Genomic DNA, 20,036 nt, shown 5'->3' on the forward strand with positions numbered 1-20,036 from the left:
CAAAGTTTATTCATTTCAGATATTTGACGGTTAAAAATTAGGGCATTTTAGGTAAATGTGAACAATGTGACAACTCCGACCAGATGTTAGTTGTTGTTAATGTTATGTTAATTGTTATTTTTAATGGTGAAGTAGGTGTTTGATAGCATGACAGTATAGGTAAATTATCGTCAGTTTTAATACGACAATTAATAGGCGGGGAGATGTCAATTAACGTTTATTTATACTGAATGATGTTGAATCAAACAAATAACGATTAACCATAATCGGCTTAATATGACGTAACGTCATCTTTTTTTGGATGTTTGGTGACTTAACGCCATTACGGTAGTGAATAACTCAACCTCTGAGGGAGAGACGCTGAGTTATCAAGATCAGTGAACTACATAAAAGTACTATGATTTTAATGATTCACGAAAAGCCGTAAAGTCGGCGATAGTTTTTTGTGTTGGTGGTGATACTTTACTGACGATGACGCCAATTAACATTGCAAAAATAAATCCAGGTACGATTTCATATAAATCAAAAATCCCGCCAGTCATTTGTTTCCATATCACTACCGTTATCGCACCCACCAAAATGGTTGAAATCGCACCATTACGACTATAGTTCTGCCAAAAAAGCGATAATAACACCACGGGACCAAATGCAGCTCCAAACCCCGCCCATGCATAACTGACGAGCCCTAAAACACTGCTTTCAGGATTGAATGCAACCACTCCAGCCACTAATGCGATAGCGATAACGCCAATTCTCCCTACGAGCATTAATTCTTTGCTGCTGGCCTGGGGACGCAACCATTTAAGATAAAAATCTTCTGTGATCACACTGGAACAGACTAATAGTTGTGAATCAATCGTGCTCATGATGGCTGATAAAATAGCCGCAATCAGTAAACCGCCAATCCAAGGATTAAAGGCCACATGTGCTAAATAAATAAATACCGTTTCTGAGTTCTCAAGTGGATCGGCAGCAAAGTAAAGACTGCCAGCAATACCTGTGGCTAAGGCACCCAATAGCGACAATATCATCCAAGTCATCGCAATACGTCGGGAAAGCACTAAATCATTCGGGTTGCCGATAGCCATAAAACGAGACAAAATATGCGGTTGACCGGAATATCCTAATCCCCAGGCCAGTAAAGAGACAAGTCCAATAACCGTGGTGTTTTCATTAATAAATGACAACATGGCTGGATCAATTTTTTCAAGACCTGCTTGTGTATCTGGTTGACTAAAGATAGATATTGGCACGATGATTAATGCTATTAACATTAAGCAACCTTGAAAGAAGTCTGTCCAACTAACGGCAAAGAATCCCCCCACAAAGGTATATGAAACAATAATAAATGAGCCGATTATTAAGGCGACGGTATAATCGAGACCAAATACTTGTTCAAATAATATCGCGCCGCCCACCATGCCTGAAGATGCGTAGAAGGTGAAAAATATGATGATAGTTAACGCTGAGATCGATTTTAATAGCCCATTAGAGTCATTAAAACGGTTTTCAAAAAAATCGGGTAACGTTAAAGAATTATTGGCAACTTGGGTATAAATACGCAAACGTTTGGCGACAAATAGCCAATTAAGCCAAGCGCCAAACACTAATCCAAAACCAATCCATGCTTCGCCTAATCCGCTTAAATATACGGCACCGGGTAAACCAAGTAATAACCAACCTGACATATCTGATGCACCCACACTCAGAGCGGTTACCGCGGGGCCCATTTTTCGCCCACCGAGAATGTAATCATCGACTGTATCGGTTTTACGGTAGGCCCAGTAACCAATGCCCATCATTAAAGCCAAGTATCCGATAAAGGTAATGAGGATCGGTGTTTGAATTTCCATATGGCTTCCAATGAATTATTTTTATGGCCAACATGCTTGTAGAAGTTAAATATAGTTCACACCTTGAATTATTCAAGTGTAAAAAAATCCGCTATTCAATGAAGTAGCGGATTTTAGATTGTCATCAATATGATTTAAATAAAGGTGTTTTCAACTTCTTTTTTGATAAAATCAAGATCCGAAGCGGGTTCTCCAACCAAGACCATATAGGCATCAGCTGTTTGAAAACTTTTACCTTTATATTGGTTATCAGCAAAAGCTTCTTCTAACACAATACGGCTTTCTATGGGAACAATGAACAAGGTGACCTTGTTTCCGTGCTCGTCGGCCATCACCAAGTGCAATGATTTGACACCTTGGAAGTCACAATATGAGGTGTAAAAAACGCGCCCAGGTTGTTGGATAAACTTCGAATCACGTAATCCATCTAAACTGGCTAGTTTAAAGTTTACGTCATTAAAACCAATATCTTGTTCCATGATTAATGCTTTGGTTTCATGGTGAACATGAGCCAACGAGTTTTCGCCTAAGTTTACGGGCGTAAAGCGCAATAAACTAAAGCTGACACCCACAATAAATGCCACCGATGCAGCCATTGCCATCATATAACGAGCGTGTTTTTTACTCTTTTGATGTTGACTCAATTGCTGTCGTAAAATCAATTTATCAGCCAAATCATCAGGCACGCTAATATTGAGTGCTTGGATGAGTTTATGGTCAAAAGCTTTTAGGTCTTTGACAAATTTAGCATCGTCTTTATTTTCAGCTAAATGAGCTAAAAATTCATCGGACTGATTATTGGGGTCACCATATGCTTGGCGACGAAACTGTAGATCATCCATTTGATTGACCTCTTACCTCAGGTGCTTCGAGAGCGTCTTTTAACTGGTTTCTGGCTCTAAATAAACGTGTCATTACCGTATTTCGATTGAGCTCGAGCATGGTGGCAATTTCATCACCGCTAAACCCGCCGATCAGCTGCAATAACAGAGGTTCTCGGTATTCGATATCGAGTTTACCTATTTGACGACGTAACCAATACTGTTCAGTATCTTCTTCATGACTTGTTGAGCGAACATCTTCAAGTAATTCTTGTTCCACGTCGCTGTAGTTAAATTGTTTACGCTCAAAACGTCTGGCATTTTCCCGTCTTAAAATGGTAATTAACCATGCTTTAGCGGCTTTATCGTCATTTAAAGAGTCCAACGCTCGCCACGCTCTTAAGAACGTTTCTTGAGTAATATCTTCGGCGACATGTTTATCACCACATAGCCAAAAGGCGTAGCGAAAAATGTCGGTATGAAGGGCCCTGACAAGGCTATCGTATCGTCGTTGTTTTGTTAGCATCTCAGATAAGACCGCGGGTTCGGACTTTTTCTTTCGCAGGTAATCAAACATTTTTTAACTTTATTGAGTTAATAATATGTAACAGCTTAAAAAGGGGATGGCTTAATAGCAAGCTAAATAGCAGAATTCACCTGCTACCTAGCCTTTTGATACTAGGGGTTAAGCTCTGCAATTAACGATTTTTTATAGGTAATGGATGGTTGCTGATACGTTAAAATCGCATCCATTAGCGTTTTTTTGTCCATTGCTTGTGGTTGGCTACTGTATCTATCAGCTTGTAATTTATGAATGGCAAACGCAAGCTGTGTTGATAGTCTGCTTATTTGGGTCAAACTCATAGGTTGACCTAAGCACTGACTAAAATATTGTTGTACGGCCTTTATTGCACCACTGCTGTCATTACGATCACAGGCATGAATAATGGCATTTAATCCCGTTGTCGCATTTGTTGTAGGTATTTTTTTACGTTTGGGTGTTTCATCACTAATGGCAACGTTTGCTATCACGGCTTTACGCCATAATATGAGGGTGATTATCCAAAGTACTGCCAATATTGCGCTTATATAAGGCCAATAACCTGCGGATTCATTCTCGGTAAAACGAGCTGTTGATGGAATATTTGTCGGGGTAACAGTGCTGCCAATCACATTAATGGTACGAGCAGGAAGCGTGGCAAATTGTTGTTTTTTAAGATGCGGATTCCACCAAGGAACACGTATCTCGGGTAAGGTATAGGTGCCTGGTTTTGTTGGCACAATGGCAGTGGTTAAACTGTATTGAGATACCACTTGATTATCACGTACAAAAGTTTGTCGTAACGGCTTTTCTGGGTACGCCTTTAATCCCTCAGCAAGCGGAATGTCGATATCAGGTAAGCTGGTGTTATCGGTATTGGAAGCGATTAAACTGATAGTGCGAGTGATCGGGCTACCCACTTCAAATTCGCTGATATCATCTGGCCAGGTTTCTTTTAACACCGCAATATCACTGACCAACCATTTTCCTTGATAGCTTGGTGGCGTTGGGTTGATTTGAATGACTTGCCTTTGTGCTTCAGTTTGTATTGGACGACTTTCGTTAAAACCAAACATACCATCACGTCTTGCTGCTTCCACTAACACATCGCCTGAAAAACTCGCGCCATTAATCACCAACTCGCCAGGGAGATCGGCAATAATACCGTAGGTGCGCTCAATCACTCTAAAGCGACGACCCTCGACAATTTCGCTGCCGTCTTTGTCATCACCGATTTGCTTGACTTGCGCCCCTTCAATCACGGGGGCACTTAACACTCCGCGCTGTAATTCTACTGCAAGATATAATTTTACTTTATAAGTGATTAATTGCCCGACATAGGCGTCGGATGCAGGGGTGTCAACATCAATAAACACATTTTGTACTTCACTTGGCTGAGCACCTTGTGGTATCACTTTTAGAGTGATGGGTTGAGAGCTAACGCCAGTGATATTGAAAGCAGGTATGGTGACATTACCTAATGATTTAGGTGACAATAATATCTGCCAGCGGGTTTCTTTGCTGGTGTCAAAATTAATCATTTTGGTGCTACGGCCAACACTGGTTCTGCCGACAATAAAGTCATTGAGCAATACCGAGGTATCTAATGCGCCGGCATTGAGATCATCATCGGCAATAACATCGAGTACTAGGTATTCACCAGCAACAACCGGGTTACGGTCTACGGTTGCTTGCACTTGGCTAAGTGCAAAGACGGGGGCTGCAATGATGAATAGCAATAGGCTAAAAAAGGTTCTAATTACCACTGTTCATTATCCTTGGTAGGTTGGCTATTTTGACGACGTTTTTGGTATTCAAGTTGCATTTTGTTGCGGATCAACACTTGTGGGTCTTCATTAATGGCACGTAATGCACGCTGCATGTCAGCAGGTAAATCATCTTGGTTCATTTGCGAAGCCGATACCACTTCAGCAGAATCACTTGCTGGCTTATCTGTTGTACTTTCCTCTGTAGATGATGCACTCAATGGTTGTTTTTCGGTAGGCTGATTTTGTGCCTGGCCTGACTCTGCTTGCATGCTGGCTTCGTTACTCAGTGATTTGTCATCGCTCGGTTTTTTATCACTTTGCTGAGATTGGCTATTACTCTGTGAAGGTTCTGAATTAGCTTGCTCACCAGCTGCTTGGCTATTGTCGCTGTTTTCTTGTTTATCACTTTGTTGCTGCTGAGGATCAGACGGTTGATCTGTACTTTCCTCTGACTTGCCTTGCGATGGTTCTGCTTGATCGCTTCCAGTCTCGTTTTGTGACGGGTTCTGTTTCTGCTCATCGCTTTGTTGATTATTTTGCTCATCGTTTTGTTGATTTGATTGTGACTGTTCAGAGGATGACGAATTAGAGTTTTGCTTAGATTTGTCTGAATTTGAGTCATCTGACTGTTGGCCATCGCCTGATGGGTCTTGATTTGACTGATCAGATTGTTTTTGTTGCTCTCGTCTTTTTTTAGCCAGCTCAAGGTTTTGCTGTGCTTCAGCAAATGGAGAACGTACCTCTAGGGCTTGCTGATAACGGTTAATCGCTTCTTGATAATTGTTAAGCTGCATCAGTGCATTACCTTGATTATACAATCCGTTTGCACTGTTATCTTGCTCAAATCCTGCTAGTGCTTGTTGATAATTACCGGCTTTGTATTGCGCAGAGGCTTGCCATTGTGGGTTCTCGAATGTTTCAGCGGCTTGGGTAAATTCACCTTGCTCAAACGCTGATTGTGCTTGTTGATCTTGGGTTTTCCATAAGTCTTGCCAGATTGAGGCTTGTGCAGGTTGGCTATTGACGGCACTTAAGCTCATTAAGGTGCCAAGTAATAGTAATGGATTCAATATTAGAGTGAGCAATCCTTGTCTAAAACTCATTAACATCGGAATAATTAATAACATGGCAAGATATGGCCCCAGATCTTGCCAGGTTTCACCAACAAGTTCAGTTTCGGTTGCATCGCCTTCTGACGTTAGCCAGTGGGTTAACGTTGTGACATCGCTGCCATCGGTTTGGGCTGGCACAAGGATCCCTTGATGTTGTTGCACAAGTTGTTGCAACAAAACATAATCGGTTTTAGTCACTACCACTTCGTTACTATTATCACGCAGTAATTGGCCGTCAGCTAAACGAATGGGTGCGCCTTGCTTACTGCCAAAAGCCATGATTGATAAGCGATAACGGCCGTTGAGTGCATTTTTGGCTTGATTATATTGTTGTGCAGAAATGCCATCGGTCATAACAATAATATCACCACTGACATGGCCCCCTTGAGCCAGCAGTTTTTCTGCTAGTGATAATGCTGCCGCTAAGTTAGAGCCTTTGGTCGGCATAATATCGGGTGATAATGTAGGCAGTAAATTTAAAATGGTGCCACTGTCGCGGGTTAATGGACTAATAGTGTAAGCATCACCTGCATAGGCAATCAGCCCGGTTTCGCCTTCTTTTAATTCGTTGAGTAAATCGGTCGCTCTAAATTTAGCATAGGACAAGCGGTTCGGGCTTAAGTCAGTGGCATACATGGACTGGGACATATCCATAATGAGCACTCGTCCTTGCTCGGTAGCAAATACTGGCAGGCTTTGTTTATTCAATGCCGGTCCTGCAAGCGCGATCACTGTAATCATCCAACAGGCAATTAATAACCATTTAGGTTGATGAGTTTTATCGACTGTTTGGGTGATCAGCAACTGACTTAAATGCGGAGCAATATACTGCTTCCATGCAGATTGCTGGCTATGTTTACGCCAAAATAATGCACTTAATATCACCACCGGGATAAACCCGATTAGCCACTCTGGGCGAATAAAATGAACCATTACTCTTTCGCCTCTTTGTTAGCGTTTTTTTTAGGCACTAACTGAGCAGGCCATTGCTGTTGCAAGCTGATTAAAAAACTGATTAATAATGACATTAATAACGGCCAATAAAATAATTCACTTTTGGGGCGGTAGCTCAATTGATCTCGACTCACAGGTTCTAACTTGTCTATTTCTTGATAAATGCTTTCTAGTTCTTCACTGTTTCGGGCTCTAAAGTAACGACCTTTGGTCATGTTGGCTAATTTTTTGAGTTGGACTTCGTCTAAGTCCATTGACGGGTTAATGCGCTCTTTGCCAAAAATAGTTCGCCGTTCTAGTATTTCTGCGCCAACACCAATAGTGTAAATGGTGATATTACGTTTAGCGGCAATTTGGGCGGCAATATCGGGTTCAATATTGCCGGCATTATTAGAACCGTCCGTGAGTAAAATCAGTACACGGTTACTTTCATCTACTTTATCAAAGCGTTTAACCGCCAGCGCGATAGCTTCACCGATAGCGGTTTGCTTACCGACTAAACCTATTTGTGCATCGTCTAGAAATGTGGCCACAGAGCGACGGTCTAGGGTCAGTGGTGCTTGTAAATAAGCATGGTCAGCAAATAAAATCAGTCCGAGTCGGTCACCTTTGCGGCGTTCGATAAAGTCACTTAGGACATGTTGTATCAGGGTAAATCGGTCCACTGTTTGATTGTTTATTACCATGTCTTCAATTTGCATGCTGCCTGATAAATCGACCGCTATCATTAAATCACGACCTTTTGAAGGTAATTCAATTGGATCGCCTAGCCATTGTGGCCTAGCTACCGCTAACAATAGACATATCCACATTAACCAATAACGTTTACGGCCGCCTTTATGGCTTATTGAGTTTGTTTTTGTAACCGTAGTGGTGATGCCGGGTAATTGTAAATGTCCGCCGACATTGGTTAAATTGATGCGCTTAATTAACAACGGCAACGGCAGTAAGATTAATAACCATGGCCAGTAAAATACTAACATTAGGCCTCCTGATGGGTATGGTTGGATGTTAAGGTCGCATCACTAAAAGGACGTTTATTGCTTAGCCAGGCTTTTGCTAAACGGTGTAATTGTGCATTTTCGGTTTGATCTAAGCCACTCGCTTGATGACGCTTAACTAATAATGGACCGATTTTATGTTGTTGCCCAGGCGCGAGACGAGTATCTAACCAATCAAACCAAGGTTGACCATTGAGTTTGGCGAGGTGCTCGCGTGGTAAATAGGTTAGTGCAGTGCGTTTGAGTAAGCTATTGACTTGTGCAGCAAAGGTATCATCGTCAATATGATAATTTTCTAGCAGCGCCAGCGCTATTTTTCGCGGTGCATGATATTGATGTTGCTTGTAAAAACGGTAACTCAGCCAACTCGCTAAGGCGACAAATACTACCGCGATTATCCAATATCCTAGTGCAATAGGCATAGCGCTAATAGGATCGGGTAACGCAATATCTTGCAATTGCGCTAAAGCGGATGCTTTAGTATCGATTGGCATTGGTTGTGTTGGTAAATTCTGAGTGGTCATTTAACGTAAAATATCCAATTGTGCACTGAGAGGTTTGGCAGCATCAATAAATTTGGCTTGTACTTTGATCAAATTCATTAAGGCAAGAAATTGTTGCTGCTGTGCTTGTTGATCCGCTAACCAAGCCTCATAACTTTGCCGTGTTAAGGTCAGTTGTTGTTGGCCATCACGAACAGGTAAGGCAAATTGTTTGGGTAACGCTAAGGTCCCTTGTCTTAATGGGTCGGTGACCACAAACGCGCCGATATCACAGTGACGCGATAATTCAGTTAAGGGCGCTAAACATTGTTGGTTAATATTTTGGCCGTCGGTGATGATCCAAATAAGTGATCCCGGTTTGGCAATACGTTGCAACCGTTGGCAGGCTTTAAACATGTGACCTGGATCCGATGACAATTGATTAATTTGGCTTAATTGCTGTTGATGAACATTAATAAGTCCTGAGGTTAACTGTAAAATCCCTTGGCGACGGCTTCGCGGTTTGAGTTCTAAATGAGTACTTTCACTAGCAATTAATGCCCCGAGTCTATCGCCATGGTTAATGGCATTCCAACCTAAGGTTGTGGCTAAATGGGCCACTTGAACTGATTGTAATAGTAGCTGGGAGCCAAAATATGCACTGTGGCTCAAATCAATTAACAACAGAATAGGGCGTTCACGTTCTTCAACAAAAAGCTTGGTGTGCGCGACGCCTGTACGAGCCGTTACTCGCCAGTCGATAGTACGAACATCATCACCATTTTGGTAATGACGTACTTCGGCAAACTCCATCCCGCGGCCTTTTATCTGGCTGTTTCTGTGACCCGATAATGTTGCTTTAGCCCGCGATGAGCGATCGGGTATCGCGCGCGATAAGCTTTGACAAGCAATAAGTTCCTGCTCGTTTAAGCTCATACCATCACTGTAAAGTGGTAATGAATTAGTTTGGTTCATCATAATCTAATCATGTTTAATCGTTGGTGTCCGTATTGTAATATTTACGGTACGGCAACTTGGCTAAGAATGTGATCAATCACATGATCTGCAGTGACACCTTCCGCTTGTGCTTGATAACTGAGCAATAAACGATGACGTAAAACATTGGGTGCAACCGCTTGAATATCTTCTGGCGAGACAAAGTCGCGTTCATGCAACCAAGCACGTGCTCTTGCACAACGTTCTAATGAAATAGTGGCTCGAGGGCTGACACCATATTCAAGCCATTTGGCTAAATCAGTGCTGTACCTTGCAGGTTGGCGAGTGGCCATAATAATTTCAACAATGTATTTCTCTAACGGTTCCGCTAAATAAATCTCTAATGCCTGATCCCGGGCGGCAAATACGTCGGCTTGAGCGACAGGCTCAATGGTCGGCAATTGATGTGTTTTGGCCTCTTTACGCGATTGGCGTAAGATTTCGCATTCTGTTTCAGCACTAGGATAATCAAGATTAAGATGCATTAAAAAACGATCTAATTGTGCCTCTGGTAGCGGGTAAGTGCCTTCGTTTTCAAGTGGGTTTTGTGTCGCCATGACTAAAAATAGCGGCGGTAAAGGATAGCTGTGTTTACCGACGGTAACTTGACCTTCGGCCATGGCTTCTAATAAAGCAGATTGTACTTTAGCTGGGGCACGGTTAATTTCATCCGCTAAAATAAGATTATGGAAGATTGGCCCCGCTTCAAATTCAAATGTACCCGTTTGCTGACGATAAATATCGGTACCGGTTAAATCAGCTGGCAGTAAATCTGGCGTGAACTGAATACGGTGAAACTCGCCTTCTACGCCATCGCATAATGCTTTTACTGCACGGGTTTTAGCTAAACCTGGCGGTCCTTCAACTAATAAATGTCCGTTGGCGATAAGTGCGATCAGCAAGTTTTCAGTTAATACGGGTTGGCCTAACACTACAGTATCTAAATAGGTTCGTAGTGAGTGGAAACGACTTAACGACATAGCGGTACTCAATTTATTTAGTTGGCATTGGGGTTATTACAACCTATGTTATGAATTCTATTGGTTTTTGGCTAGTAGGATTAACACATTTTAACTATTAATGAAGTAGATAGTTATAAACGCCTGTTTAAAACCATGCAATAAAAAGTTAGACTTAGATCACGCTTTGATGGTCTGACCAGACTATCTAACAAAATAGAAACTTACCGGCCGAGCCGAGATGAGCTAACAATAATAGAGGGTGGCACATGAGTGATAGACAACAGGTAACGAATTCCCGGGGTGAACGCATTGCGATTGTTGCCGGTTTAAGAACACCATTTGCGAAACAAGCAACCGCTTTTCATGGCGTATCTGCGCTGGATATGGGCAAAATGGTGGTAAATGAGTTGCTGTCTCGCTCTGAAATCGACCCTCAATTAATTGAACAACTTGTATTTGGTAAAGTGGTGCAAATGACAGCTGCGCCAAATATTGCTCGTGAAATTGTACTCGGTACGGGAATGAATGTGTCAACTGATGCCTATTCGGTGACCCGAGCTTGTGCGACTAGTTTTCAATCTACCGTTAATGTGGCTGAGTCAATCATGACGGGCAATATCGAAATCGGTTTAGCCGGTGGTTCTGATTCGTCTTCGGTATTACCGATCGGAGTATCAAGAAAATTAGCACATGCTTTAGTCGATCTAAATAAAGCTCGTTCGTTTAAAGAAAAATTTGCGATTGCACGTCGTTTAGGTTTGAAAGATCTTTTACCTGTACCGCCAGCTGTTGCTGAGTATTCAACTGGTTTATCGATGGGACAAACTGCAGAGCAAATGGCTAAAACTTATCATATTAGCCGCGCTGATCAAGATGCATTAGCGCACCGCTCGCATACATTGGCGACAGAAGCGTGGAATTCAGGTTATCTGCGCGATGAAGTCATGACCGCTCATATTCCTCCGTACAAACAATTTATTGATCGCGATAATAATATTCGTGAAGACTCAGTATTAGAGTCTTATGCCAAATTGCGCCCAGCCTTTGACCGTCAACACGGTACGGTAACAGCGGCGAACAGTACGCCATTAACTGATGGTGCCTCTGCAATCATTTTAATGAGCGAAGGTCGTGCCAAAGCCTTAGGCTATCAGCCAATGGGTTACATTAAGAGTTACGCGTTTACTGCTATTGATGTTTGGCAAGATATGTTGATGGGTCCATCGTATGCCACACCATTAGCATTAAAACGTGCTGGTATGGAATTAGAGGATTTAACCCTGATTGAAATGCATGAAGCGTTTGCAGCGCAGACATTAGCGAACATGCAAATGTTTGCTTCTAAAAAGTTTGCCCAAGAAAAATTAGGTCGAGATCGTGCCATTGGTGAAATCGACATGAGTAAATTTAACGTATTAGGTGGTTCATTGGCTTATGGCCATCCTTTTGCGGCAACCGGTACTCGATTAATCACCCAAGTCTGTCGTGAGCTTAAGCGTCGTGGTGGTGGTACAGGTTTGACAACGGCTTGTGCAGCGGGTGGTTTAGGTGTAGCAATGATTTTAGAGGTGGAGTAATGAGCATGGAAAAGACATTTAATTTAGCTCGTCGTGATGATGGTATTGCGATTTTAACCATGGATGTTCCTGGCGAAACCATGAACACCTTAAGGGCGGAATTTGGGCCTGAAATTACAGAAATTTTAGCTGAAGTTAAAGCTGATCCAAGCATTACAGGTTTAGTCATTATCTCTGGTAAAGCGGATTCATTTGTTGCTGGTGCTGACATTAGCATGCTCGCGGCATGTAAGAGTGAGCAAGATGCTAAGGCATTATCACAACAAGGTCATGTGCTATTTTCTGAACTTGAAGGATTATCTATTCCGGTTGTTGCTGCGATAAATGGTGCTTGTTTAGGCGGTGGCTTAGAGTTAGCGCTAGCATGTCATTTACGTGTATGCAGTGATGATAAAAAAACCATGCTAGGTTTGCCCGAAGTACAACTGGGTTTGCTGCCTGGCACTGGTGGTACCCAGCGTTTGCCTCGTTTAGTCGGTATTACTACAGCACTTGATATGATGTTAACCGGTAAGCAAATTCGCCCTAAACAAGCGTTAAAAATGGGCTTAGTGAATGATGTCGTACCTAATTCAATTTTATTAGAAACCGCAATCGAGCTGGCTAAAAAAGGCAAAAAAGCCATTAAGCCAGTGGTGCAATCTAAAATTAATCAGTTTTTAGAATCAACATCATTTACGCGCGACATCATTTTTGATCAAGCGCGTAAGCAAGTGTTAAAGAAGACTCAAGGTAATTATCCTGCTCCGACTAAGATCATAGACAGTGTTCGCCAAGGTATGAGTAAAGGCATGGTGAAAGGTCTTGAGGTTGAAGCGACTCATTTTGCTAATTTGGTCATGTCTAAAGAATCAGCCGCACTGAGAGGACTCTTTTTTGCTACTACCGAGATGAAAAAAGAGACTGGCGCTGAAGGCGCTGTACCTCGTAAAGTCAAAAAAGTGATGGTATTAGGTGGTGGCTTAATGGGCGGCGGTATTGCGTCTGTGACCACCACGAAGGCTAAAATCCCCGCTCGAGTGAAAGATATCTCTGAACAAGGTTTGAGTAATGCCTTAGCTTATGCTTACAAGCTATTAGATAAAGGGGTTAAGCGTCGCCATATGACGCCTGCGGCCCGCGACAAGTTAATGGCGTTAATGACCACAACGACTGAGTATAAAGGCATTAAAGATGCTGATATCGTTGTTGAAGCAGTATTTGAAGACCTCGCATTGAAACATCAGATGGTGAAAGATGTTGAACGTGAGTGCGGTGAAAACACCATTTTCGCATCTAACACTTCATCTCTGCCGATTGGACAAATTGCCGAAGCAGCAAGCCGCCCTGAAAATGTCATTGGTCTACATTACTTCTCTCCAGTAGAAAAAATGCCGTTGGTTGAAGTTATTGCGCATAAAACAACGTCACCTGAAACCATTGCAACGACCGTGGCTTTTGCTCGTAAGCAAGGTAAAACGCCTATTGTGGTACAAGATGGTGCTGGTTTTTATGTTAACCGTATTCTTGCCCTGTATATGAACGAAGCGGCGCAATTATTACTAGAAGGTCAGCGTGTTGAGCATCTAGATCGCGCATTAGTGAAGTTTGGTTTCCCTGTTGGGCCGATGACATTACTTGATGAAGTAGGTATAGATGTTGGTGGCAAAATTTCGCCTATTTTAGAAAAAGAGTTAGGTTCACGTTTTAAAGCGCCTGCAGCATTTGATAAGTTATTAGCCGATGACCGTAAGGGTCGTAAAAATGGCAAAGGTTTCTATCAATACGGACCTAAAGCGAAAAAAGCTAAATCAGTTGATGAGTCAGTTTACAAAGTGCTCGATATTTCAATTGCTTCAGATAAAGAAGCAAAAAATGTGGCTGAGCGTTGTACTATTCAAATGCTCAATGAGGCCGTTCGTTGTCTTGAAGAGGGGATCATTGCTTCTGCTCGAGACGGTGATATCGGTGCGATATTTGGTATTGGTTTTCCGCCATTCTTAGGTGGCCCGTTCCGTTACATTGACACATTAGGTGCAAGTAACTTAGTGGCGACATTACAAGGTTATCAATCACTCTACGGTGAGCGTTTCTCACCGTGTGATACGTTAGTCAAAATGGCCAGGGAGGGAAGTCTGTTCTACACAAAGTAAATTCTTTGTTGTATAGATAGCTTGTTAGTTATCGCATTGTAATAAAAAAGCGGCAAGTTATTGCCACTTTTTTATTTGTTAAAGGCATACTTTTGCCTGTTTTTTAATCGATACGTTACTTCTTTTCGGTATAGTACACATTCTTAAGTATGATAACGTTATTTGATTATGGGATCAGACGCCGCCATTAAGCTGTCATCGCACGGGTAATGTGATGTTAATATCATCACTTACAAGTTAAATAAGCGCCGTAATGGTGTATGGGCAGGGATTATATTAACTGAGTTATTTAGGTTCAGTGATAATGTAGTTTAGTTATTCATACTAGTTTTATCGAGTATTCGTCGTGGTTTTTTTATTTAGTTTGCTGCTTATCAATATGGAATATAAATAAAGTATTGGTGATGCATAGGCTGTATTCTAGGGCCACTCACCTATGTTTAGCAGGCACTAACGCTTGGCTGATGTGAAAGTATGTCGACATGGCGTATAGAATAGACGGCTAAGCCTGTGTAGTCTGCGTCAGACACTCAACAAAAAAGGAGCTAATGCTCCTTTTTTGTGGCTGATGGTTAACCATCCGTCAGTACTATACCGACTACTTCCACCATGCTTTAGCTTGGATCACTTCGAGGTGGTTTAAACCTTCAGGTAATTTTACTTTCTTACGAGCTGGTTTTGCTAAACCAAGTGCAATTTTTAGAGAAGTAAACATAGGATTCTCCTTAAGCTGTTTGAGTGTCAAGCACTTTGATGGCTGGAATACCGGCGGTTTGCGTGTCTAGAACCTTGATGGCTGGAATACCGGCGGTTTGCGTGTCTAGCACCTTGATGGCTGGAATACCGGCGGTTTGCGTGTCTAGAACCTTGATGGCTGGAATACCGGCGGTTTGGGTGTCTAGCACCTTGATGGCTGGAATACCGGCGGTTTGGGTGTCTAGCACCTTGATGGCTGGAATACCGGCGGTTTGGGTGTCTAGCACCTTGATGGCTGGAATACCGGCGGTTTGCGTGTCTAGCACCTTGATGGCAGGAATACCGGCGGTTTGGGTGTCTAGCACCTTGATGGCAGGAATACCGGCGGTTTGCGTGTCTAGCACCTTGATGGCAGGAATACCGGCGGTTTGCGTGTCTAGCACCTTGATGGCAGGAATACCGGCGGTTTGCGTGTCTAGCACCTTGATGGCAGGAATACCGGCGGTTTGCGTGTCTAGCACTTTGATGGCAGGAATACCGGCGGTTTGAGTGTCTATAACCTTGATGGCTGGAATACCGACGGTTTGCGTTTCAATTCCATTTACCATAGCAACACTACTGATAGATAATGCCGATAAAACTGCTACTGTAATTATTCCTTTAATCATTTTAATCTCTCTTATATTTAGTAATTCAAGCTCAGGGTTAAATAACAATATTATTTTTACAACTGAACTTAGAATTGCATTTGTCATGCCAAATATATGAGGAGATGATTTATTTTTTCATTAACCTACCGTTTAGAGTGTCAAATTTGAGTTTGTCTGCAGTGAGCATTAACTCAAAGTCTGCTTCTTTGATAGGCTTACTGTATATATATCCCTGAATTTCTTCACAGTTAAGTGCTTTTAAAATGTTGAGTTGTGAGGTTTGTTCTACACCTTCACCAACGACCGTCAACCCCATATTATGGGCAATGGTAATAATAGAATCGACCATCTTGAGGTCTCGGTCTGATTTATCAATATCATCAACAAAGGTTTTATCAATTTTTAAACAGTTGATAGGGAATCGTTTTAAATATGACAAAGAAGAGTAACCGGTACCAAAATCGTCAAGAGCGAGGCTAATGCCCATTTTTGCCAATTGTTGCATCACTTTAATGGCTTGCTCTGGGTTTTTGATAACAGTGCTTTCAGTGATTTCCAGTTCTAAGTGTTCAGCCGGTAGTTTTGTGAGGCGTAAAATAGACTCTATGCGTAATAGTAAATCAGGAAGTGCAAATTGTTTTGATGACAAATTGACTGCAACGCGACCACTAAATAGTCCTAGTTCCAACCATTTCTGCGCAGCAAAACAGGCTTTTCGCATTACAACATCACCAATTTCAACTATTAGGCCGTTTTCTTCAGCAAGGGGAATAAATTCGTTCGGTCCTATCAGGCCTAATTTAGGGTGATTTAATCTCACTAACGCTTCCATTCCAGTGAGGCGATCTTTTTTTACATCGACTTTAGGTTGGTAATAGACTTCAAATAAATCATCTTTTAGTGCTTCCCGAATTAAACTTTCGATTTCCAGTTGGCGTAAAGCATTTTGGTTTAATGATTCTGAATAGAACTGATAGCGGTTACCACCCCCTGACTTAGCGTGATACATGGCGATATCCGCTTTACGCAATAAGGCTTGCTCATTTTGCTCATCTTCAGGATAAAGCACAATGCCGATACTAATACCTAATACTAGTGAGTCATTATTAACAGTGAAGGCGGGTTTTAGACAGTTAATGACTTGGGTAGCGATGGCGGCACAAGAACCTATATCTGGGAGTTGATCGACGAGTAAAGCAAATTCATCACCTCCGAGACGGTATAAGCTGGCATGTTTTGGAATGGTTGACTGAATTCGCTCAGCAACACCGATCAATAAATCATCACCAATTTGATGGCCTAAAGAATCATTGATACGCTTAAAGTTATCTAAATCGAGTACCATTAAGGTGTGATGAATGTCTTTTTTGACTAAGTTGCTTAAGGTCACTTGTAAACTAGAACGATTAGGCAGCCCGGTAAGTAAGTCATTATTAGTCAGTTTTCTGAGCTCTTCTTCTTGCTGTTTACGGCGGGTAATATCGGAAAACACGCCAACGTAATGACTTGTTTCGCCTTGCTCATTGTATATGGCGTCGATTGTCAGCTCGATTAAGAAGAAACCGTCTTTACCTTTACTTGCTTCAATTTCACCGCTCCAACGACCTTGTTGCTTTAGTAAATTTCTTATTTGTTCAGAATAACTTGCTGGATAGCGAGTGAAATTGAGTATTTCATGGACAAACTTCTCTTTTGTAGAGGCTGTTAGTTCACAACAGGCATTATTGACTTCAACAAATTGATACTTCTCATCGAGAATAAACATCCCTTCAGAGATATTCTCAATTGCTCTAGCGAACAAGCGTAATTGCTCTTCTGCTTGTTTAATATTATTGATATCTTTAATGGTGCCCGTCATCCGTAGCGGCTGATCTTTTTGATCGCGTTCAACTATTTTGGCTCTGTCTAATATCCATATCCATTGCTGGTTACGCGCTTTAACACGATAAGCAATTTCAAAATGGTCGGTTATCGCATTAAAATGATCATTTAACGCTTTGGTGACTCTATCTCTATCGAGAGGGTGGATATTACTTTCTTCGTCAGCATTACCCGAGCGACGACCATCTTGAGGGAAGTCTAAAGAACCCCAAATGTTAGAACGGTAGATTTTGCCACTTTCAATATCCCAGTCCCACATTTCATCGCCACTACCCCATAAAGACAGCTTTAACCGCTCTTCACTCTGGGCTATTTGTTTCTGAATTTCACGGCGACGAATTATAATCTTAAAAGAGATGATAATTAAAGCTAATATAAATAGTCCGTATACTAATTTGGCTTCCAGAGATAACCACCAAGGTGGGGTTACTAATATTTTTATACTCTTAATATCTGTTTTTCTACCAGATAGTCTATTTTGAGCATATAACTTAAAGGTATATTTATCAGCTGATAAATTTGTATAAGTTACATTGTTATTTCCCTTTGTAGATAACCAATTTCTTTCTAGGCCTTCTAAGTAATAAAAAAATTCGAAATCATTATTATTTTTCCCTAGAACATTAAATTTAATTGTAAATGGATAGTCTGAGTGTTTTAGTATGATTTGATCTAAATTATTTATTGGTTTTTTGAGGATTTTTGAACCAACGCGGACTGGGGTGTTAAATAAAAGGAAATCAGACAGTTTTATAGTGGATATAGAATTTTCTGATATTGCAGATAATATTTTTTTAGGCTCTACTAAACTAAGACCTTCACCCCCCCCAAATAATACTGACTTATTCAGTGTTAGTAATGATTGGGTGTTGTAATCTTTTAATACACCATTTTCAACGCTAAGTGTGTGAGTGATATTTGTATTAGTATCAATTATATAAACTTCTCTATTTGAAGATGCGACCATTATATTATCTACAAAAGCTATTGAGTATATTACTTTTTTTCTATTGAATATTATTTTCGGTTTGCTAAAGATATTTTTATCTGTAGAATAAATAGAACTTCGAGTGCCAAAATATACTTTATTGTTTTTAACCGCGATATTAAACACAATGTCTTCATTAAAAACTTCGGTTATTTTATTATTTTCCCATATAAGTAGCCCTGCTTGTGATGCAATCCATAATTTAGAGTCAATCTTAACCATATCATAGATTGGGTAACTGAATTTAGTATTTATTTCTTCAATAACCTCACCCGTTATCGATAAAACTTGCACTTCACCTTTGAAGTTTGAACTATAGAATTGGTCTAGATCTTTGTTATATTTAATGCTGACAATTAACTCATTGTTTAGTTTTCTTTCTTTTCCATTTTCAATATTTATTAAATATAGTCCAGACTTAGTGCCAACAAAAGCTTTTTTGTTTATCACTAATATTGATTTTGGCCCATATGGCAATGATGTTTTAATCGTCTTCTTTAAAACTATACTTTTGTCATATACATATATTTTATTTCCGTCATTAACTAGGAAAATATCATCTTTATATTCTGAAATCGACCATATGTTATTTGGAATGTCTTTGATTTTTTTTACTAAGTTTTTTTCTGGTGATATCTTTATGAATCCATCATTATAATTGGATATGTAAAGGTTTCCCCCATTGGCTGATATGAAAGATTTAATGAACTTTTCACCCTCAACTTGAAGTTCTCCTAATGATGTCCATGTTATTTTATTATTGTTTTTTTTAAGACTAAATATTTTGTTTTCGTACAATCCTATGACATTGTTCATATTAGTATAATCGATGGATAAATCTATAAGCTTTAATTTAGATATTTTTTTAATTTTTTCATTAATAATATATATGCCTTGATCTGTTGCGGCAATTACATTGTTCTTAAATATTATAATATCGTTAGATTTGCTTATTATTTTTTTTGTAGTATTCGTATTATTTGTAAAAACACTACCTTCATAGTTTCTAATGTAAAAAATACCATTAAACTTTAAGATGTTTTTTATTTCTTTTAGATTGTCATCTTCAAAAATTAAATACTGATTATTGCTTTCTTCATAGGTCACAAATTTACCATTTAAACCAATGAAAATTTTATCATCTTGTTTTGATATTGACCAAATGGCTTGATCACCAATTTGAGTAGAAATACTGTTTCTACTGAATGACTCTGTTTCTTTATCAAATTGAACGAGACCTTTATCCGTCCCAACTAACAGCACGCCATTATCATCTATAAGCAAATTGCGGATAAAAGAACTGGGGAGAGACTTTGCATCGTCACCAGCATAGAACTGTTTAAACTCGTTACCATCAAAACGGTTTAAGCCATTGATGGTACCAACCCAAACGTAGCCCTCTTTGTCTTCTACAATGGCGGTAACGGTATCTTGTGATAAACCATCGGCAACACCATAATTGGTATGATTGAGTAGAATATCAAAATTTGATTCGGTGTTGTCAGCTTCAATGGCTGTTACGCCAAAGCTACAAATAAAATAAACACAGATTAACAATAAAATTTTAGGCATAATTTTTATACTTATTCTCTTTCGATGCCGCAAAGAAGTTGATGAATTG

13 protein-coding genes are annotated in these 20,036 nt (G+C 40.5%); 2 read left to right on the forward strand and 11 right to left on the reverse strand.

The window, feature by feature from the left end; translation table 11 throughout:
• Window positions 1-395: 395 nt before the first annotated feature.
• The 9 genes from putP to EGC80_RS12350 form a co-directional block, all read right to left on the reverse strand.
• Window positions 396-1,853, reverse strand: coding sequence for a sodium/proline symporter PutP (gene putP / locus EGC80_RS12310; RefSeq protein ID WP_124013633.1), 1,458 nt, complete (start codon window positions 1,851-1,853; stop codon window positions 396-398).
• A 134-nt stretch (window positions 1,854-1,987) separates the two neighbouring features.
• Complete coding sequence (locus EGC80_RS12315; protein WP_124013632.1) at window positions 1,988-2,695, reverse strand: DUF3379 domain-containing protein; 708 nt, start codon at window positions 2,693-2,695, stop codon at window positions 1,988-1,990.
• Window positions 2,688-3,251 (reverse strand): sigma-70 family RNA polymerase sigma factor, encoded by a 564-nt coding sequence (locus EGC80_RS12320; RefSeq protein WP_101030234.1) that lies wholly within the window; start codon window positions 3,249-3,251, stop codon window positions 2,688-2,690. The genes EGC80_RS12315 and EGC80_RS12320 overlap by 8 nt, the downstream gene beginning before the upstream one ends.
• A gap of 101 nt (window positions 3,252-3,352) precedes the next feature.
• Complete coding sequence (locus EGC80_RS12325) at window positions 3,353-4,981, reverse strand: BatD family protein (RefSeq protein ID WP_124013631.1); 1,629 nt, start codon at window positions 4,979-4,981, stop codon at window positions 3,353-3,355.
• Window positions 4,975-7,029, reverse strand: a complete 2,055-nt coding sequence (locus EGC80_RS12330; protein ID WP_124013630.1) for a VWA domain-containing protein — start codon at window positions 7,027-7,029, stop codon at window positions 4,975-4,977. Before EGC80_RS12330 ends, EGC80_RS12325 begins: the two co-directional genes overlap by 7 nt.
• Window positions 7,029-8,033 carry a vWA domain-containing protein gene (locus EGC80_RS12335; protein ID WP_124013629.1) on the reverse strand — a complete coding sequence of 335 codons (1,005 nt, stop codon included), beginning with the start codon at window positions 8,031-8,033 and terminating at the stop codon, window positions 7,029-7,031. The genes EGC80_RS12330 and EGC80_RS12335 overlap by 1 nt, the downstream gene beginning before the upstream one ends.
• Entirely contained in the window at window positions 8,033-8,575 is a 543-nt protein-coding gene (locus tag EGC80_RS12340; protein WP_124013628.1) for a DUF4381 domain-containing protein, read from the reverse strand. Before EGC80_RS12340 ends, EGC80_RS12335 begins: the two co-directional genes overlap by 1 nt.
• The gene (locus EGC80_RS12345; RefSeq protein ID WP_124013627.1) at window positions 8,576-9,511 is read right to left on the reverse strand and encodes a DUF58 domain-containing protein; all 936 of its coding nucleotides are present in this window, start codon (window positions 9,509-9,511) and stop codon (window positions 8,576-8,578) included.
• Window positions 9,512-9,552: 41 nt separating this feature from the next.
• Complete coding sequence (locus tag EGC80_RS12350; protein WP_124013626.1) at window positions 9,553-10,509, reverse strand: AAA family ATPase; 957 nt, start codon at window positions 10,507-10,509, stop codon at window positions 9,553-9,555.
• Window positions 10,510-10,757: 248 nt separating this feature from the next.
• On the opposite strand from EGC80_RS12350, the gene fadI reads away from it, so the two are divergent.
• Entirely contained in the window at window positions 10,758-12,068 is a 1,311-nt protein-coding gene (gene fadI / locus EGC80_RS12355; protein ID WP_124013625.1) for an acetyl-CoA C-acyltransferase FadI, read from the forward strand.
• Window positions 12,069-12,073: 5 nt separating this feature from the next.
• Window positions 12,074-14,200, forward strand: a complete 2,127-nt coding sequence (gene fadJ, locus EGC80_RS12360; protein WP_124013624.1) for a fatty acid oxidation complex subunit alpha FadJ — start codon at window positions 12,074-12,076, stop codon at window positions 14,198-14,200.
• 725 nt (window positions 14,201-14,925) lie between these two features.
• Here the strand turns inward: fadJ and EGC80_RS12370 are convergent.
• Complete coding sequence (locus EGC80_RS12370; protein ID WP_124693482.1) at window positions 14,926-15,564, reverse strand: hypothetical protein; 639 nt, start codon at window positions 15,562-15,564, stop codon at window positions 14,926-14,928.
• Window positions 15,565-15,673: 109 nt separating this feature from the next.
• Window positions 15,674-19,987, reverse strand: a complete 4,314-nt coding sequence (locus EGC80_RS12375) for an EAL domain-containing protein (protein WP_124013622.1) — start codon at window positions 19,985-19,987, stop codon at window positions 15,674-15,676.
• Window positions 19,988-20,036 lie beyond the last annotated feature (49 nt).

Source organism: Shewanella psychromarinicola (genome assembly GCF_003855155.1).
GTDB classification, from domain to species: Bacteria; Pseudomonadota; Gammaproteobacteria; order Enterobacterales; family Shewanellaceae; genus Shewanella; species Shewanella psychromarinicola.

Excerpts from the sequence above, each read along its gene's own strand:
- EGC80_RS12345 (WP_124013627.1), bottom strand. The coding sequence starts at position 9,511 with ATGATGAACCAAACTAATTCATTACCACTTTACAGTGATGGTATGAGC.
- EGC80_RS12340 (WP_124013628.1), bottom strand. The coding sequence starts at position 8,575 with ATGACCACTCAGAATTTACCAACACAACCAATGCCAATCGATACTAAA.
- EGC80_RS12330 (WP_124013630.1), bottom strand. The coding sequence starts at position 7,029 with ATGGTTCATTTTATTCGCCCAGAGTGGCTAATCGGGTTTATCCCGGTG.
- EGC80_RS12375 (WP_124013622.1), bottom strand. The coding sequence starts at position 19,987 with ATGCCTAAAATTTTATTGTTAATCTGTGTTTATTTTATTTGTAGCTTT.
- EGC80_RS12315 (WP_124013632.1), bottom strand. The coding sequence starts at position 2,695 with ATGGATGATCTACAGTTTCGTCGCCAAGCATATGGTGACCCCAATAAT.
- fadJ (WP_124013624.1), top strand. The coding sequence starts at position 12,074 with ATGGAAAAGACATTTAATTTAGCTCGTCGTGATGATGGTATTGCGATT.
- EGC80_RS12320 (WP_101030234.1), bottom strand. The coding sequence starts at position 3,251 with ATGTTTGATTACCTGCGAAAGAAAAAGTCCGAACCCGCGGTCTTATCT.
- EGC80_RS12335 (WP_124013629.1), bottom strand. The coding sequence starts at position 8,033 with ATGTTAGTATTTTACTGGCCATGGTTATTAATCTTACTGCCGTTGCCG.
- fadI (WP_124013625.1), top strand. The coding sequence starts at position 10,758 with ATGAGTGATAGACAACAGGTAACGAATTCCCGGGGTGAACGCATTGCG.
- EGC80_RS12370 (WP_124693482.1), bottom strand. The coding sequence starts at position 15,564 with ATGATTAAAGGAATAATTACAGTAGCAGTTTTATCGGCATTATCTATC.
- putP (WP_124013633.1), bottom strand. The coding sequence starts at position 1,853 with ATGGAAATTCAAACACCGATCCTCATTACCTTTATCGGATACTTGGCT.
- EGC80_RS12350 (WP_124013626.1), bottom strand. The coding sequence starts at position 10,509 with ATGTCGTTAAGTCGTTTCCACTCACTACGAACCTATTTAGATACTGTA.